This is a genomic window from Actinoalloteichus hoggarensis (assembly GCF_002234535.1).
GTDB lineage: Bacteria > Actinomycetota > Actinomycetes > Mycobacteriales > Pseudonocardiaceae > Actinoalloteichus_A > Actinoalloteichus_A hoggarensis.
Window position 1 is genome coordinate 803,882 of record NZ_CP022521.1, and the last position, 16,031, is coordinate 819,912.

Below are 16,031 nucleotides of genomic sequence, written 5' to 3' on the forward strand. Positions count from 1 at the left end.
GAGCACCACCGGCACCACGTCACCCACGAAACGGAAAGGCAGCCATGCGCAACCCCACCGAGTCCGGTTCGGCGACTGCCACCGCCTCCTTCACGCTGCACCCCGACTTCGCCGTCGGCGAGGTGCACCCCCATCTGTTCGGCTCCTTCGTCGAGCACATGGGCCGCTGCGTGTACACCGGCATCTACGAGCCGGGGCACCCGACGGCGGACGAGGACGGGCTGCGCACCGACGTTCTCGAACTCATCAGGGAACTCGGCGTCACCCTCGTCCGGTATCCCGGCGGCAACTTCGTCTCCGGGTACCGCTGGGAGGACGGGGTCGGCCCGGCCGAGGAGAGGCCGCGCAGGCTGGAACAGGCATGGCGCGCGGTGGAGACCAACCAGTTCGGCCTGTCGGAGTTCATGAACTTCACCCGTAAGACCGGCGTCGATCCCATGATGGCCGTCAACCTCGGCACCCGAGGCGTGGAGGAGGCCCGGCAGCTCGTCGAGTACAGCAACCACCCCGGCGGCACCGAGCTGTCCGAGCTGCGCCGTACGCACGGCGACGACAAGCCGTTCGACATCCGGCTGTGGTGTCTGGGCAACGAGATGGACGGCCCCTGGCAGATCGGCCACAAGACCGCCGAGGAGTACGGCAGGCTCGCCGCCGAGACCGCCAAGGCGATGCGGCTCGTCGACCCGGACCTGCGGCTGGTGGCCTGCGGCAGCTCGCACTCCGGCATGCCGACCTTCGGCCACTGGGAGGAGACGGTCCTCGGCCACACCTGGGAGTACGTCGACTACATCTCCTGCCACGCCTACTACCAGGAGTTCGACGGCGACGTCGACAGCTTCCTGGCCTCGGCCGTCAACATGGAGCACTTCATCGAGAGCGTGGTCGCGGGCAGCGACCACGTCGCGGCGAAGCTCCAGAGCTCGAAGAAGCTGATGATCTCCTTCGACGAGTGGAACGTCTGGTACCAGTCGCGCCAGCCCGACGAGAAGCCCGAGCCGTGGTCGGTCGCGCCCCGACTGATCGAGGACAACTACACCGTCACCGACGCCGTCGTGGTCGGCAGCCTGCTGATCGCCCTGCTGCGGCACTGCGACCGGGTCACCGCGGCCTGCCTCGCCCAGCTGGTCAACGTCATCGCCCCGATCATGACCGAGCCGGGCGGCCCGGCGTGGCGGCAGAGCAGCTTCTACCCCTTCGCCGACGCCGCGAAGCACGGTCGGGGTCGGGTGCTGCGCGTCGAGCCGACCAGCTCCACCCACGAGACGGCGAAGTACGGCGAGGTCGACCTCCTGCACGCCACCGCCGTGCAGGGCGAGGACGGCACGACCACGGTCTTCGCCGTGAACCGGTCCACCACCGACGAGCTGGAGCTGGCCGTCGACGTCCGCAACCTCGGCGACGTCCGCGTGCTGGAGCACCGGGTGCTCGCCGACGCCGACCGGCACGCCAGCAACACCCTCGCCGAGCCCGACCGGGTGCGTCCCACCACGCGCGAGGGCTCCGCGGTCGCCGAGGGGCGGCTGACGGCCGTGCTGCCGCCGTTGTCCTGGAACGTCCTCCGGCTGGGCGGCTGAGCAGGGGCCGTCATGGGCATGTCACCAGAGTCGTCGACGCGCCGGGGCCCGAAGGGTCGGGCCGCCGTCGCGCGAGAAGGAGAAGGGTGTCAGTGAAGATCTCCAACGTCAGCACCGCCGTGCTCGGCACGCCGTGGCGGAACCTGACCTACGTCATCGTGGAGACCGACGAGGGGCTGCGCGGCGTCGGTGAGGTGCGGATGCTCAACCACACCGACGCGCTGATCGGCTACCTTGCCGAGGCCGTCGAGAACCACGTGTTGGGCAGCGATCCGTTCGACATCGAATCGCTGGTGTCTCGGATGTACCACAACGACTACGGCCGGGCGGGCGAGATCGTCATGTCCGGCATCGCCGTCATCGAGATGGCCTGCTGGGACATCATCGGCAAGGCGCTGAACCAGCCGGTGTACCGGCTGCTGGGCGGCGCGGTGCGCGACAAGATCAAGGCCTACGCCAACGGCTGGTACACCGTGGAGCGCACGCCCGAGGAGTTCCACGCCGCCGCCCGCAAGGTCGTCGAGTACGGCTACCAGGCCTTGAAGTTCGACCCGTTCGGCCCCGGCCGGATGGAGCTGGACCATGCCGAGACCGTGCGTTCCATCGCACTGGTCGAGGCCGTGCGCGACGCCGTCGGCCCCGAGGTGGAGCTGCTGGTGGAGATGCACGGCCGCTTCACCGCGGCCACGGCGTCCCGGATCGCCCGGCAGCTGCGGCCGTACGACCCGGCGTGGCTGGAGGAGCCGACCCCGCCGGACGACATCGAGGCGCTGGCGAAGTTCTCCGCGACGGCCGAGGCCCCGGTGGCCACGGGGGAGCGGCTGCACACCCGGCACGAGTTCCGACAGCTCTTCGCGTTGCAGGCGGCCGACATCATCCAGGCGGACATCTCGCACTTCGGCGGGATCCTGGAGACCAAGAAGCTCGCCGCCACGGCCGAGACGCATCACATGATGGTCGCCCCGCACAACGTGGGCGGCGCGGTGCTCACGGCGGCCAACCTGCATCTGGCCGCCTGCACGACGAACTTCAAGATCCAGGAGCACTTCAACGACTTCGCCGACTCCTTCGTCAAGGACGTCGCGCCGGGCAACCCCGAGGTCGTCGACGGCTACTTCGCCCTGCCCACCGGCCCCGGCCTGGGCATCGAACTGGACCTGGACGCCGTCGCGGAGCACCCGAGACAGAAGGTGAACTTCAACCTGTTCAAGGAAGGATGGCAGCGGCGGGACACGGTGTCGTCGTAACTCACGGGCGGTTTCAGCCGGATCGTCGGTGAGCGGTCGTGGCGATGGAGTGCGTTTCTGGTGCGCCCCGTCGCCACGGCCGCATCGGTCTCGGGGTGCCGGCTGCCTGTCTGACGACCGAGGGTGCGATCAGTACGCGCACTTCACGGATGCAACGAAGGCGGCGAAGGTGTGCTGGTCGACGACGAGCGTCCCGCCGTCGCGGTTCTTCGTGTCTCGGATGCCGACTAGGCCCGTACCGAGCCCGACCTCGACACAGTTCTCGCCGCCGGACCGTCTCGCGGTGCGCCAGGCAGACAGGGCGGGCTGTAAGTCAGCCATGACTACTCCATCTCCTTCACAACGTGCCGGATGAGGTCGGCGGACTCGGCCGGGCTCATCGCCATTTCGGTCAGCGTAGAGTGCGCTGCCAGGTGGGCCTCCACCTCGGCTGGATCATCGACGATGACGGCTGATGAGATGTGCTCGATCTGTACGAGCGGGTCATCCTTCTCGCTGAACTGCAACGCGATGAACGACCCGATCAAGCCGCGGTGCGCTCGAACGGTCGCCGCCGTGGGCAACACCTGCAAGCTGATGTTCGGTCGCTCTGCCGTGCGAATCAGATGCCGCAGTTGATCGACGAGGAGCGTGGCGCCGCCGATCGGCCGGTGAAGAACTGCTTCGTCGATGACGACGTCATAACTCACCGTGTCTCGGGACAACAGCGTCTGACGTGCCATACGGGTCGCAACCCGCGCCTCGATCTCTGCTGGGCGGCTTGCCCATGCTCCTGCGAGTTGCCGCGCGTACTCCGCCGTTTGCAGCAGCCCCGGCACGACGTCCAATGTCCATTCGACGATGCCGCTGGCCTGATCCTCCCAATCGATCCACGACTGCATGAGCGGTGACAGCCCTGGTCTGTCCCCTTCCCACCAGTGACTCTCGCTCGCCCGCCGAGCGAGGTCCATCACGTACGACGCGGCGTTACCACCGACTCCCATCGCGGCGAGCAATACGGCTGTTTCTTCTGGAGTGGGTACGCGTTCGCCAGTCTCCATTCGTCCGATGGTCGAGCGGGACAGATCGGGAGTGCGGGCGGCAACGTCGTCGATCGTCATCCCTGCGTCGGTGCGCGAGCGATGGAGACTTGCCGCCAGCCCTCGTGATCGGGCGGTTCGGTTAGTTCGGGATCGCGCTCGGCTCATGGCGATCAGCGTAGGAGAGCTCAGTCCCGCACTGGATCACCCGATCGAGACATTGGGATATCCCACAAGTCATGGTTTTATCTTGTCATGATCGAGAATATGCACACTTCACGGTTTCTCGGCTGCATCGCCGCCAGGCACAGTGACGCCTCATGACCGCCCTCACCGTCGTTGGCCTGACGCTCCTCACCAGCGGTTTCCCGCCGGCCGCCTACGGCTACCTGACCCCTCGGCCCCGGACTCGCCGCTCGCGCACGGTGTCCGTGTCCTCGATCCTCGCCCGCTGCGCCGCCGACCGGCCGCCGTCGGGCTACCGCACGGCCTTCGCCGGGACGCTCGACGCGGGGGCGTCGTCGTGACGGCGGCGTGCGGCCCGCGCTCGATCCCGGCGGAGTGGGTGGGCTTCCTCGGCAGCCATCGCGCCGTGCTGGCCGTCGGCGCGGTCGGCCGGGTGGTCGCGCTGGAGGGCAGCCGCGCGCACAGCGGCAGGGTCGGGGCGGAGATCACCAGGGCCGTCGCCGGGCAGCTGATCGAGGCCTGCGCCGAGGGCACCCGATGCGAGTGGGCGGCGTGGTGGCAGGGCGTGACCCGCGCTCTCCGTGCCGGACCGTCGGGTACGGGCGTCGAGATCTCCGTACTGGAGCACGGAACGATGCTCGGCCGCTGGCGGGTGGCCGCCGTCCGACTCCCCGCCCTGGCGGATCTGCTGCGCGACGCCGTCACCGAGGCGGCGCGGCGGTGACGGGGCCGGAGTGGTTCGTCCGGTCGGTGCGACAGCACGACACCCACCACGGGACCGTGCAGCGGTGCGGCGACGTCGTCGTCCTTCGGCCTGCGTGCGGCGGTGCGTCCTTCGCCGCGCTGAACCGCAGGCCGATTCACGAGTGTTACTACGACGAGCAGCGATGCCCCGGTTGTCTGGCCGCGTCGCGCAAGCCCCGCCTCGTGCTGGTGGCCGCGCCATGATCGCACCTCGACACACCCGCACGACGCGGATCACGGCGCTGCTGCCCGCGCAGGCAGCCCGCGTCCGGCCCTACATCCTGGCGATCACCGAAGGAGCGCGATGACTCGGGAACGAGGGACCGCCGACGAGCCCCGGCTGATAGAACAGGTCGCGCCTCCCACGGTCGGACTGGTGTGTCAGCGCCATGCGATCTTCGTCGACATCGGCGAGACCGTTCCGATCGCGGGCGAGGACGCACTCGCCCTGTGCGGAGTCCCGGTCACCATCGGGCCCGCTCCCGAGGAGATGCTGCCCGGCGTGCCCGCCGAGGTCGTCGACTGCGCGGACTGCCAGGCGATCGTCTGGGACGAGCCGAGCCCGCGCCCCGCCCATGCCCGGCCACGCCTCTACATTCGGCGCGTCGGCACCGTGCCGGTCCACATCGTCGACGTCGAAGGCCTCACCGCCACCACGATGACCAGCCTGTGCCGCACCGTCTTCCACCTCGGCGATCAGCTGGAACAACTCGCGCCCGGTGCCGGAGCCCCCTGCACCCGCTGCCTGCTCGCCTCGTTATCGAGACACGTGCTCACCGCCGCCTGATCTCGCCGCGTCTCTTTCCGCCGCACGGTCCCGACTCGGGGCAGGCCTCGACATCCGTCATGGTCGGCGTCGTCGTACACGGCTGGGAACGAATTCACGGCGGCGCAGGCCGGAAGCCGATCGGACGCGGAGGCCCGCGAACACGCGGTGAGAGCGAAGACTACGCTGAGCAACTGGTATTTTCGAGGCACTGCGGCCGGAGAACGCCCAGGTCAAGAAGTATCGGCCCCGCACGCGCGGGGATGGCTCGGGCGGCACGGCGTGTTCGCGGGGGTGGTGGCGATCGGCCCCGCACGCGCGGGGATGGCTCGGGCGGCACGGCGTGTTCGCGGGGGTGGTGGCGATCGGCCCCGCACGCGCGGGGATGGCTCGACGATGGCGGGCTGTTTCCCGAGCCCTGCCGGATCGGCCCCGCACGCGCGGGGATGGCTCCTCTTCGCGGGCGCCGCTGGCCGTGTCGACCATATCGGCCCCGCACGCGCGGGGATGGCTCGTACTTGCGGATCGGACCGGCCCCGGCACCCGGATCGGCCCCGCACGCGCGGGGATGGCTCGAAGGTCGTTCGGTATGACACTGCTGACCGAAGATCGGCCCCGCACGCGCGGGGATGGCTCGAGCTCCGGGCAGACAAGCGGGGCCGCACCAAGATCGGCCCCGCACGCGCGGGGATGGCTCGGCCTCCCCGCCGACGACCCCGCGATGGACACCATCGGCCCCGCACGCGCGGGGATGGCTCTGGGCAGCCACCCGGCCGGGGGTTTTTCCTGTTATCGGCCCCGCACGCGCGGGGATGGCTCGATCGGGCCGCCGTCGTCGATGTCGCGGTGCTCATCGGCCCCGCACGCGCGGGGATGGCTCGCGGAGAGCTCTCTGGCCGAGATGACGCGCCGGATCGGCCCCGCACGCGCGGGGATGGCTCGGGTGGCCCACCAACCTCGCGGCGGCGCGGACGATCGGCCCCGCACGCGCGGGGATGGCTCCGTGTACCGGGACACGTTGTGGGGTCGCACGAGATCGGCCCCGCGCACGCGGGGATGGCTTACCGAGGAACGGCCGGAGCTGTTCCGACACGACAGCTACCGCCGTGGCGTGGCGTGCCGCGTAGGTAGGTGCTGGCCTCTCATCGGACTCGTCACGCCCGTCTTCGCCGAGCACGTCGTCGCAGGCACACGACCCGTCGCGCGGACGTCGGCGGAGTACCGCCTCGGATGGGGAGAGGACGCGGCACGATGACGGTCGCGCCATGACCGGCGGTCTGCCCGAAGACGTCTGCCCTGACGGCAGGCCCGGGCAGGCCGTGTCACTCCGGGAATCGGAGGACGCTCGCATCGCCGGGACGACGCTCCTGCGGAAGGACCGACGGAGGCAGACGTCCGAAGAACCACCCGACCCGGCCGACCTGACCCGGCCGACCCGACCCGACCCGGCCGACCCGAATCGACCGGGTCGAGTCGCCGACGGTCGGCGACTCGACCCACGAGCCGGCCGCCCGAACCCGCCGACCCCGCCGACCCCGCCGATCCTGACGTCACTCCCGCCCGGTGAGCCCCGCGAACGGCAGCACCGGCACGCCCGTGACCCCCGGCGTCACGGCGTACAACGCGCCCGCGTCGGCCTCCGGATCGCTGAGGCCGTCGCGGGAGGTGGTGATGTACAGCGTGTCCAGGGCGTCGCCGCCGAACGCGCAGGCGGTGACCTGCCGCACCGGCAGCTCCACGACCTCCTCCAGCGTCCCGTTCGTCGAGTAGCAGTGCACCGCCGAGCCGCCCCACAACGCCACCCACAGCCTGCCGTCGGCGTCGATCGCCATGCCGTCGGGCGAGCCGTGCTCGGAGTCGATCTCGATCAACGGCCGACGATTCAGGAACTCGCCCGCGCCTGAGTCGAAGTCGAAGGCGTCGACCCGGCCGGTGGGGGTGTCGATGTAGTAGACGGTCTCGCCGTCGAGGCTCCAGTTCAGACCGTTGGAGATCGTCACCGGCTCCAGCACCACCGAGACCGAGCCGTCGGGGTCCAGCCGGAACAGCCGCCCGCGATCCGGCGTCGCGCCGTAGGCCATCGACCCCACGTAGAAGCGGCCCTGCGGATCGCAGCCGCCCTCGTTCATCCGCACCGACGGGTCCGACCACACCTCGGGCAGCCGCTCCGGACGATCGGAGTCCGGCGGGATCAGCGCGAAGCCGCGTTCGACGGCGACCACCAGACCGCCGTCCCGCACCGGCCGCACCACGGCGGCGACCTCGCCCACCTCGGTCCTGTCGACCTTCTCGAAGCTCGGATCGCTGGTCAGCACCCCGCCCGCGAGCATGTCCACCCAGTGCAGGACGCCGCGCTGGGGATTCCACACCGGGCCCTCGCCGTGATGGGCAAGGGGGCCGGTGACCGTCGTCGCCTTCATCTGTCCTCGTCCTCACTCGTCGACGCCGCACGATTCGGCAGGCGATCGACGACGGTGTCCGTCGAGATCACCCGTACAGGCACTGTAGAGGGAGACGACGAGGTCGCGGGGCGCGGCGCGATCGGCACAGCCGTGCAACGGAGACCCCGGGCGGCCGCCATGCCCGCCACAGACCCGAGGCGACGCCCCGCCGGCGGCCGGTCGGCTCAGCGGCGCGGAGCCCGCCCGGCGCGTCGCGCGATCGGCGGGGGACTCGGCGCAGTCGGGGGACAGCCGCGGGCGACAGTCCGGCACCCGAAGGTCGGACGTCGGCGGGCGATCAGCGATGCAGGTCGGACGGAGCCTTCGGTTCGTCCCGGTCGGTCCAGCCCGCACGGTCGCGAAACCGGGGCGGAGCCGGCAGGTCTTCGGCCGTCAGGCAGGAGTCCACCAACTCCGTGACGCCGTGCCGCTCCTCGTAGCGCGGGGCCCGGTCGCAGTCGACCCTGGAGACGGTGAAGAACGCGGCACCCGTCAGCGCAGTGGCGGCGAGCACGCTCATCACCAGGGAGGACACTCCGGCTTGTCTCGCCCCGAACACCGCCGTTCCTCTCCTCGTCGCGGTCCGACCCGCTCGCCCGCGGATCACTCTTCAGAAGCGTACTCGTGACTATTCATCGCTACCCACCATCGGGTGATGTATGGCAGGCGGTGACGACGTCGGGTGATTCACGTCCTGCTCGCCCCCTGTCGCCGGAAACGCCTGGCAGGATGGCCGGCCATGGAGCTGGTCAGCGTCGATCGGATCAAGACCGCCCGGAGCCTGCTGGCCGGGGTGGTTCGCGAGACTCCCCTGCGGCCCTCGCGGGCCCTGGGGGATCGGTGTGACACCGAGGTGCACCTGAAGTGCGAGAACCTCCAACGCACCGGCTCGTTCAAGATCCGAGGTGCCTACAACCGCATCCACAACCTCTCACCGGAGCAGCGGGCGCGGGGCGTGGTGGCGGCCAGCGCCGGAAACCACGCCCAAGGCGTCGCCCTGGCGGCCTCGCTGCTCGGCATCCCCTGCACGGTCTTCATGCCGGAGCAGGCCTCGCTGCCCAAGATGTCGGCCACCAAGGCCTACGGCGCCGAGGTCAGGCTGGTCGGTGCGGTGCTGGAGGAGAGCCTGGCCGCGGCGATGGAGCACGCCCGACGGACCGGGGCCGAGCTGATCCATCCCTTCGACCACGACGACGTCGTCGCCGGTCAGGGCACCGTGGGCCTGGAGATCCTCGAACAGCTGCCCGACGTGCGGACGATCGTGGTCGCCGCGGGCGGCGGCGGCCTGGTCGCGGGCATCGCGGCGGCGGTGAAACCACAGCGGCCGGACGTGCGGATCATCGCGGCGCAGGCGGCGAAGGCCGCCGCCTGGCCCGCCTCACTGGCCGCGGGCGCGCCCGTCCGGCTGACCGAGATGCAGACCATGGCGGACGGCATCGCCGTCGGCGAACCGGGCGTGGTCACCTTCCGCCACGTCGCCGAACTCGTCGACGACGTGATCACCGTCAGCGAGGAGTCGCTGTCGCGGGCGCTGCTGCTGTGTCTGGAGCGCGCCAAGATGCTCGTCGAGCCCGCCGGGGCGGCGGGTGTGGCGGCGATGCTCGACCACCCCGGCCGCTTCGAGGGGCCGGTGGCCGTGGTCCTCTCCGGCGGCAACATCGATCCGCTGCTGCTCCTGCACGTCATCCAGCACGGCATGACCGCGGGCGGCCGCTACCTGGCCCTGAAGGTGCGCATCCCCGACCGCCCCGGTTCGCTGGCCGCCCTGCTCACCGAGGTCGGCGCCTTGGGCGCCAACGTGATCGACGTGTCGCACTCCCGGATCTCCGGCGCGCTGGCCATCGGCGAGGTCGACGTGGCGTTGAACCTGGAGACGCGGGGCCCCGACCATCGGCGCGAGGTGGTCCAACGCCTCGGCGCGGGACACACGATCCTGCTCTGACATTCGGGACGCCCGCGGGTCGGCGCGGGTTCGCGTGCGGGATCGGCCGGGCTTGGGATCACGCGTGATCTGCCCGGCTTGGGATCACGACGGACCCGGCTCGGCCGGTTCCTGCTCGGCTCGTCTGCGCGACCGGCGCGCGTCCGTGCGTCGTCGGGCCGCGGCGGACCGCGCGGCCATCCCGGCGAACCGACCGCATCCGCGGACCGTGGTGGGGCCGTGGCGACGGCGGGGCGGGTGTGGATGACGTCTCGCGGTGCGGCGGAGCGCGGCGCGGATCACGGCAGGCGGCGGAGCGCGGTGGATCGTCCGCGTGGTGTTCGGCAACCTCGAACCACGTCGCCGCACACCGACCGGTCGCCGCCTGTCGGCAGGCGCGCCGGCATGCGGCAGAACGGGGCCGCTGTCGACCGGCACCACCACACACGGCCGGGTGCGGGCAGCCGCCGCCGTGGTGTCGTCGGGTGTGGACGTCGTCGTCCCCGGCGGACCACGGTGTCGAGAACCCCGACCCTGGTGAGCGGACGCGCCTGGCGGCGGTGTCCGAGCCGCGCGGGCGACCCGACGATTCCGGGCATCGGATGACGGACCCGAGCCCGTCGAGTCGGCCACGCTCGGAGGCGTTCAGGAAAGGACGGGGACATGGAGCTGTGGAATCGGGCGCTGGACGTCATCGAGGAAGCCCTCGAAGGCGGGGAGGTCGACGTACGGCAGGCGGCGGCAGCAGCGTTGACGTCGGAGTATCAGCTGCGCCGCGTCTTCTCGGTGCTCGCCGGGATGCCGCTGTCGGAGTACATCCGCCGACGCAGGATGACCGTGGCCGCCCGCGCCGTACGGGAAGGCGAGGAGGCGGTGCAGGACATCGCCGTGCGCTACGGCTACACCTCGGCCGACGCCTTCGCCCGCGCGTTCCGCGCCGTCCACGGTGTCGGACCCGTGCAGGCACGCCGTCCCGGCGCGGTACTGCGATCCCAGCCCCGACTGTCCTTCCACCTCAGCATCGACGGGAGAACAGACATGGAGTACCGCATCGTCGTCAAGCCCGCGTTCCGCATCGTCGGACGCAGCACCCGCGCCACGGTCGTCTTCGAAGGCGGCAGCCCGGAGCTCGACCGGTTCGTGCGTGCGCTGCCCGACTCCGTCTGGGCGACCCTGGAGGAGCTGTCCGATCAGGAGCCCCAGGGCAGCCTGTCCGTCTGGAACGACGTCGACGGCACCGGACTCGTCGAGGGCATGGCGGCCGAGTACTACCTGGGTGCCGCGACGAACCGGCCCGCCCCGGCCGGGTACGACGAACTGGCGATCGGGGCCCACACCTGGGCGGTGTTCACCGCGTCGGGACCGTTCCCGGTGACGTTGGAGGCGTTGTGGCGGTCGGTCGGCGGGGAGTGGCTGCCCGCCAACCCCTACCGGCTCCTGCCCGTGCCGCAGCTCGTGCGGGCGGACTACCACGACGACGAGGGCACCCACGCCGATGTCGAACTCTGGCTGGCGGTCGAGTCCGCCGCCTGAGTCGCCGGGTCCTCGCGCATCGGGTGCCGGGTGCCGGGTGCTGGGTGCCGGGTGCTGGGTGACGCGGGGCCTGGCGCCGGTGTCGCGCCGCGCGCCGGGTGCGGGACGGCGTCGGCAAAGCGGGCGGAGTCGCCGGGGCACCATGCGGAACGCCCCGGCGACTCTGCCGGACGGGTGGATTTCGCTCGAACTTCGGCAGCAGGTCCCGCGAACGAGTGCCCTGTCCGTGACGCCGTTGCAACCGTGCGTGTCGGTCGAGGCATCCATCGCGGGGGAGGCGGGACGTGTCCGAGGGCTTCGACGTCGATCCGGAGGCGTTACGCGCCACCGGCGACGCGCTGGTGAGTCTGGCAACCAGGGATTCGATGCCAGCACGACGCTGATCGACGCCGAGACACGCTGCAGGCGGCGATCGAGACGCTGAGCGCCCGCACCGCCGCGGGCGGCGGGCTGCTGAAGGAGAACGCCGACGAGTACCTGCGTCTGGACGAGGCGGCACGCATCTCGTTCGTCGTGGAATGACAGTCGTGGAGTGACAGTCGTGGAGTGACAGCGGAGTCGAGCGGGGCCGTCGTCGCGGTGTGAGGCCGAGCCGCGCCGTTCCCCGCGGCGGGACAGGACAGGGGAGAGAGAGCGGGATGGTCTCGTTCGCAGACTTGCGCCGTGCCGAGCCGGGCCGTTTCGAGAAGGCCGCCGAGAACTGGTCCGATCACGCCGTACGACTGGGCCGTCAGGCAGAGGACCTGGTCGGGAGGATCGCCGAGCTGGACGGCTGGCAAGGGGCCGCCGAGGCCGCCCGAGGCCACTTCGGACGGCTGCACGACCAGTTCGCCGAGGCCGCCGAGACGCTGACGCGCATCCCGCCCATTCTGCGGGAGCTGACGGACCGGACGGAGACGGCGCGGGAACGGCTGTTGGACGCCGTGCGCCGGGCAGGCGAGGCAGGCATCTCGGTGCACGACGACGGCAGCCTGAGCGGTCCGTCCCGAGGGCCGGGCCACCAGGGGACGCGGTGGGACGAGTTCTTCGCGGACGCCGAGCGGATACGCGACGAGGCACGGGAGACCATCGCCGCTGACGTAGTATGGCGGTCTTGTGTTTTGGAGACTCGTGCTCCGACTGCGTATTCGGTGAAGGTCTTGACCTATGCCGCTATGTTTTTAGTTGATATGGCAGCGAATTGTGGATTTCGGGGAAAGTTCGGGTAAGGCATTCTCGGTGTTCGGACAATCGTCGGGGAGCGGTCGAGATGACGCCCAAGGCTCGGGTGGTGGTCATCGCGTCCCTTGGTGTTCTCGTCCTGGCAGTCATCACCTACGTGATCTCCGAGAGGATCGAACCCATGCGTCCGACGATGAGTGAGGAAGCTGTCGGAGGCCGAGTCGACTCGAGGATTGAGGCAGTGATTGCCGCGCTGTCATCATCGCCGACGCTGGAGGCGAACATGGGCGGTTCCTACCCATGCCTCGACCCGACTGATGGCGGCCCGAAGATCGGATCTTCGTCTCGAAGAAGTACTGGATTCGGGGCCTGTCGGTCGACGCGAATGCGACTGTGAGCGAGGAGATATTTCAATCCTGGCGGCAGGACGGTTATCTCGTATTGAGTGACCGAGGCCGGACGACGAATTCATCTCCGTCGAGCATCCTGACAACGGCTTCCGGATGTCGATCGCATCCAGTGTGCAAGGCGACCTTTCCCTCGGTGCCTCGTCCCCCTGCATCTGGCCGAACGGAACGCCGGAGCCTGCGGCTTCGTAGCAAAGCCGAGGGCCGTTTCGAGCGGCACCGGTATACGGCAGGCGCGGGCCGGGGCCGGTACATCACCGTGACGCCCGCCCCGTGCCCGTGCCCGCCCGGCGCCCGAACCTCTACAGATTCCCCCGCCGGTCCTGCTCGCGTTCGATGGCCTCGAAGAGGGCCTTGAAGTTGCCCTTGCCGAAGCCCAGCGAGCCGTGCCGTTCGATCAGCTCGTAGAACACGGTGGGCCGGTCGCCCACGGGCTTGGTGAAGATCTGCAACAGGTAGCCGTCCTCGTCCCGGTCGACCAGGATGCGTCGCCGCTTCAGTTCCTCGATCGGAACCCGGACCTCGCCGATCCTCGCCCGCAGCTCGGGGTCGTCGTAGTACGAGTCGGGGGTGTCCAGGAACTCCACGCCCGCCGCGCGCATCCGGTCGGTCGTGGCGAGGATGTCGCCGGTGGCCAGGGCGATGTGCTGGCAGCCCGCGCCCTGATAGAACTCCAGATACTCGTCGATCTGGGACTTCTTCCGCGCCACGGCGGGTTCGTTCAGCGGGAACTTCACGCGATGGTTGCCGTTGGACACCACCTTGCTCATGAGCGCGGAGTACTCGGTGGCGATGTCGTCGCCGACGAACTCGGCCATGTTCACGAAGCCGAGGACCCGGTTGTAGAACGCCACCCACTCGTCCATCCGACCCAGCTCGACGTTGCCCACGCAGTGGTCCACGGCCTGGAACAGGCGTTTCGGTGCGTCCGCCGCTCGTACCAGGGTGCCCGTCCTGCTGACGAAGCCCGGCAGGTACGGGCCGGTGTAGCGGGACCGGTCGACGAGGGTGTGGCGGGTCTGCCCGTAGGTGGCGATGGCGGCGGTGCGGACCGTGCCGTGTTCGTCGCTGACGTCCTGTGGTTCGACCAGCACCGTGGCGCCCTGCCTGCGGGCGTGGGCGATGCACTTGTCGACGTCGGCGACCTCCAAGGCGAGGTCCACGACGCCGTCGCCGTGTTCGCGGTGGTGGTCCAGGAGCGGGCTGTCCGGGGACACCCCGCCACGCAGGACGAAGCGTGCCGATCCGGACTTCAGGACGTACGCCTTGTGATCGCGGTTGCCGGTCTCCGGCCCGGAGTAGGCGACCAGCTCCATGCCGAACGCCACCTGATAGAACAGCGCGCTCTGCGTCGCGTTGCCGACGACGAAGACCACGGCGTCCATGGCCTTGACGGGAAAGGGGTCGCGGCTCTCGTCGTAGTCGACGAGTCCGACGAGTTGGCGAAGCTGGTCGTAGCTGACGTCGTCGATGCTGCTCTGCTGATCCAGGATCTCGGTCACGGGGTCCTCCGTCACGGCCGTCGAATCCGATCTGCGGTACAGCCAGCATGGGAGCGGGTTCGCAGGCTGAGCAATAGCGGCGCCTCCTGCTATACAGAATGTCCAGTGGGGCCCGGTTCGGCTCGTCGACGTTCGAGCAATCTGCTCAGAGGAGGCGCCTTGAGTCGCGGTGGAGAAGACGACGCGCTCGACGCCCTGGACGCGCGGCTGCTGCTGTTGTTGACCGACGAACCGAGACTGGGCGTGCTGGAGTGCGCCCGGCGGCTCTCGGTCGCGCGGGGCACCGTGCAGGCCAGGCTGGAGCGACTCACACGACGCGGGGTGCTCACGGGCTTCCCACCGCGCATCGACCTCGCCGCGATGGGTTACGGCCTGACGGCCTTCGTCATCCTGGAGATCGCGCAGGGCAGGCGGGGGGAGGTCGCCGAACGGCTGACTCAGCTCGACGAGGTCTGCGAGGTTCATGCCACCACGGGACAGGGTGACCTGCTCGTCCGCATCGTCGCCCGATCCAACGAGGACCTTCAACGGGTGATCGACGAGATGGTGGGCGTCGAGTGGGTGCGGCGCACGTCGACGTCGATCGCGCTGTCGACCCCGGTGGCACCTCGGGTCCGTCCACTGCTGGAACGCCTGGTCCGCGACGCCGAGACGGGCTGACCGGTCGCCCCTCGGCGCCGTGGGCGTGGTTCCGCGCGGGTGCGGGCGGGTGTCGGCCCCGCGCGTCGACGGCATCGAACGCCGCCGCGCTGTCGGCCCGACGCAGCCGAGCCGGGGCCGCCGATATATCACCGCGTCGGACGGGCGACGACCGGAGGCCGTGGGCAGCGGGGGCCGAGCGGCGCGGGCGACGGCTCGATCAGGTCCGCCCTCGCGCCCCCGGGAAGGCGTCCTCCGATTCGACGCCGCACGCCGGTCGAACGCGGCCGAGAGAACCGGTCCCGCCAGATCGAGGGGCCGCCTCCCGAACGGGAGACGGCCCCGAGGCGATCATGGTGTGGCGGTCAGGCTGCGTAGGGCACCGCCTTGACGAGGGTGACCTTCATCGTGCCGCCGTTGGGCAGCTCGTACTCCCTGGTCTCGCCCTCCTTGGCGTCCAACAGGGCCTGGCCGAGCGGCGACGACGGCGAGTAGACCTCGAGGTTGCCCTCGCCGCCCTCCTCGCGCGTGGCGAGCAGGAAGGTCTCGGTGTCCTCGTCGTCCTCGTAGCGGACCGTGAGGATCATGCCGGGCTGCGCCACGCCGGACTCGGTGGGCGTCTCGCCGACCTTCGCCACTCGCAGCAGCTCCTGGAGCTGTCGGATGCGCGCCTCGAGCTGACCCTGTTCCTCGCGGGCGGCGTGGTAGCCGCCGTTCTCCTTGAGGTCGCCTTCCTCGCGGGCGGCGTTGATCTTCTCGGAGATGACCGGGCGGCTCGCGATCAGGTCGTCAAGCTCCTGCTTGAGCCTGTCGAAGGAATCCTGGGTAAGCCAGGTCACCTGGGTGTCGCTCACGGTCACCACTCCTCGTTCTGTCCCGAACAGGCGCCAG

The 16,031-nt window shown here is 70.1% G+C and carries 16 protein-coding genes and 1 CRISPR repeat array; of the genes, 10 read left to right on the forward strand and 6 right to left on the reverse strand.

Annotation, left to right across the window (positions count from 1 at the left end; translation table 11 throughout):
* Positions 1 to 44 precede the first annotated feature (44 nt).
* A complete protein-coding gene (arfA, locus tag AHOG_RS03740; protein WP_093940108.1) occupies positions 45 to 1,574 on the forward strand; it encodes an arabinosylfuranosidase ArfA in 1,530 nt (509 codons plus the stop codon).
* A gap of 92 nt (positions 1,575 to 1,666) precedes the next feature.
* Positions 1,667 to 2,821, forward strand: coding sequence for a mandelate racemase/muconate lactonizing enzyme family protein (locus AHOG_RS03745; protein WP_093940109.1), 1,155 nt, complete (start codon positions 1,667 to 1,669; stop codon positions 2,819 to 2,821).
* 129 nt (positions 2,822 to 2,950) lie between these two features.
* On the opposite strand, the gene AHOG_RS03750 is transcribed toward AHOG_RS03745, so the two are convergent.
* Positions 2,951 to 3,142 (reverse strand): DUF397 domain-containing protein, encoded by a 192-nt coding sequence (locus tag AHOG_RS03750; protein ID WP_093940110.1) that lies wholly within the window; start codon positions 3,140 to 3,142, stop codon positions 2,951 to 2,953.
* A 2-nt stretch (positions 3,143 to 3,144) separates the two neighbouring features.
* On the reverse strand, positions 3,145 to 4,008 hold the full coding sequence (locus AHOG_RS03755) for a helix-turn-helix domain-containing protein (RefSeq protein WP_093940111.1): 864 nt from the start codon (positions 4,006 to 4,008) through the stop codon (positions 3,145 to 3,147).
* Positions 4,009 to 4,160: 152 nt separating this feature from the next.
* On the opposite strand from AHOG_RS03755, the gene AHOG_RS03760 reads away from it, so the two are divergent.
* The 4 genes from AHOG_RS03760 (at position 4,161) to AHOG_RS03775 (ending at position 5,557) form a co-directional block, all read left to right on the forward strand.
* Positions 4,161 to 4,367 carry a hypothetical protein gene (locus tag AHOG_RS03760; RefSeq protein ID WP_093940112.1) on the forward strand — a complete coding sequence of 69 codons (207 nt, stop codon included), beginning with the start codon at positions 4,161 to 4,163 and terminating at the stop codon, positions 4,365 to 4,367.
* Entirely contained in the window at positions 4,364 to 4,750 is a 387-nt protein-coding gene (locus tag AHOG_RS03765) for a hypothetical protein (protein WP_093940113.1), read from the forward strand. Before AHOG_RS03760 ends, AHOG_RS03765 begins: the two co-directional genes overlap by 4 nt.
* Positions 4,751 to 4,776: 26 nt before the next feature.
* On the forward strand, positions 4,777 to 4,974 hold the full coding sequence (locus AHOG_RS03770) for a hypothetical protein (RefSeq protein WP_157736614.1): 198 nt from the start codon (positions 4,777 to 4,779) through the stop codon (positions 4,972 to 4,974).
* A 100-nt stretch (positions 4,975 to 5,074) separates the two neighbouring features.
* Positions 5,075 to 5,557, forward strand: coding sequence for a hypothetical protein (locus AHOG_RS03775; RefSeq protein WP_093940115.1), 483 nt, complete (start codon positions 5,075 to 5,077; stop codon positions 5,555 to 5,557).
* A 221-nt stretch (positions 5,558 to 5,778) separates the two neighbouring features.
* Positions 5,779 to 6,599: direct repeats of the CRISPR family, unit length 28 nt; unit sequence ATCGGCCCCGCACGCGCGGGGATGGCTC.
* A gap of 487 nt (positions 6,600 to 7,086) precedes the next feature.
* Here AHOG_RS03775 and AHOG_RS03780 read toward each other — a convergent pair.
* Both AHOG_RS03780 and AHOG_RS03785 read right to left on the reverse strand, forming a co-directional pair.
* Positions 7,087 to 7,956, reverse strand: a complete 870-nt coding sequence (locus tag AHOG_RS03780) for an SMP-30/gluconolactonase/LRE family protein (protein WP_093940116.1) — start codon at positions 7,954 to 7,956, stop codon at positions 7,087 to 7,089.
* Positions 7,957 to 8,275: 319 nt separating this feature from the next.
* Positions 8,276 to 8,536, reverse strand: coding sequence for a hypothetical protein (locus AHOG_RS03785; protein WP_157736615.1), 261 nt, complete (start codon positions 8,534 to 8,536; stop codon positions 8,276 to 8,278).
* Positions 8,537 to 8,716: 180 nt separating this feature from the next.
* Here AHOG_RS03785 and ilvA point away from each other — a divergent pair, with 180 nt between their 5' ends.
* From ilvA to AHOG_RS03805, 3 genes are all read left to right on the forward strand, one after another.
* Positions 8,717 to 9,919 carry a threonine ammonia-lyase gene (ilvA, locus tag AHOG_RS03790; RefSeq protein ID WP_093940118.1) on the forward strand — a complete coding sequence of 401 codons (1,203 nt, stop codon included), beginning with the start codon at positions 8,717 to 8,719 and terminating at the stop codon, positions 9,917 to 9,919.
* 642 nt (positions 9,920 to 10,561) lie between these two features.
* Positions 10,562 to 11,431: an AraC family transcriptional regulator gene (locus tag AHOG_RS03800; protein WP_093940120.1), complete on the forward strand. Its 870-nt coding sequence runs from the start codon at positions 10,562 to 10,564 to the stop codon at positions 11,429 to 11,431.
* 638 nt (positions 11,432 to 12,069) lie between these two features.
* Positions 12,070 to 12,639, forward strand: coding sequence for a hypothetical protein (locus tag AHOG_RS03805; RefSeq protein WP_093940121.1), 570 nt, complete (start codon positions 12,070 to 12,072; stop codon positions 12,637 to 12,639).
* A gap of 662 nt (positions 12,640 to 13,301) precedes the next feature.
* Here AHOG_RS03805 and hppD read toward each other — a convergent pair.
* Positions 13,302 to 14,501, reverse strand: coding sequence for a 4-hydroxyphenylpyruvate dioxygenase (gene hppD / locus AHOG_RS03810; RefSeq protein ID WP_093944124.1), 1,200 nt, complete (start codon positions 14,499 to 14,501; stop codon positions 13,302 to 13,304).
* A gap of 159 nt (positions 14,502 to 14,660) precedes the next feature.
* On the opposite strand from hppD, the gene AHOG_RS03815 reads away from it, so the two are divergent.
* Positions 14,661 to 15,161 (forward strand): Lrp/AsnC family transcriptional regulator, encoded by a 501-nt coding sequence (locus AHOG_RS03815; protein ID WP_093940122.1) that lies wholly within the window; start codon positions 14,661 to 14,663, stop codon positions 15,159 to 15,161.
* Positions 15,162 to 15,505: 344 nt separating this feature from the next.
* Here AHOG_RS03815 and greA read toward each other — a convergent pair whose 3' ends face one another.
* The gene (gene greA, locus AHOG_RS03820; RefSeq protein WP_184450988.1) at positions 15,506 to 15,994 is read right to left on the reverse strand and encodes a transcription elongation factor GreA; all 489 of its coding nucleotides are present in this window, start codon (positions 15,992 to 15,994) and stop codon (positions 15,506 to 15,508) included.
* Positions 15,995 to 16,031 lie beyond the last annotated feature (37 nt).

Excerpts from the sequence above, each read along its gene's own strand:
- arfA (WP_093940108.1), top strand. The coding sequence starts at position 45 with ATGCGCAACCCCACCGAGTCCGGTTCGGCGACTGCCACCGCCTCCTTC.
- AHOG_RS03750 (WP_093940110.1), bottom strand. The coding sequence starts at position 3,142 with ATGGCTGACTTACAGCCCGCCCTGTCTGCCTGGCGCACCGCGAGACGG.
- AHOG_RS03755 (WP_093940111.1), bottom strand. The coding sequence starts at position 4,008 with ATGAGCCGAGCGCGATCCCGAACTAACCGAACCGCCCGATCACGAGGG.
- AHOG_RS03760 (WP_093940112.1), top strand. The coding sequence starts at position 4,161 with ATGACCGCCCTCACCGTCGTTGGCCTGACGCTCCTCACCAGCGGTTTC.
- AHOG_RS03775 (WP_093940115.1), top strand. The coding sequence starts at position 5,075 with ATGACTCGGGAACGAGGGACCGCCGACGAGCCCCGGCTGATAGAACAG.
- AHOG_RS03780 (WP_093940116.1), bottom strand. The coding sequence starts at position 7,956 with ATGAAGGCGACGACGGTCACCGGCCCCCTTGCCCATCACGGCGAGGGC.
- ilvA (WP_093940118.1), top strand. The coding sequence starts at position 8,717 with ATGGAGCTGGTCAGCGTCGATCGGATCAAGACCGCCCGGAGCCTGCTG.
- AHOG_RS03800 (WP_093940120.1), top strand. The coding sequence starts at position 10,562 with ATGGAGCTGTGGAATCGGGCGCTGGACGTCATCGAGGAAGCCCTCGAA.
- AHOG_RS03805 (WP_093940121.1), top strand. The coding sequence starts at position 12,070 with ATGGTCTCGTTCGCAGACTTGCGCCGTGCCGAGCCGGGCCGTTTCGAG.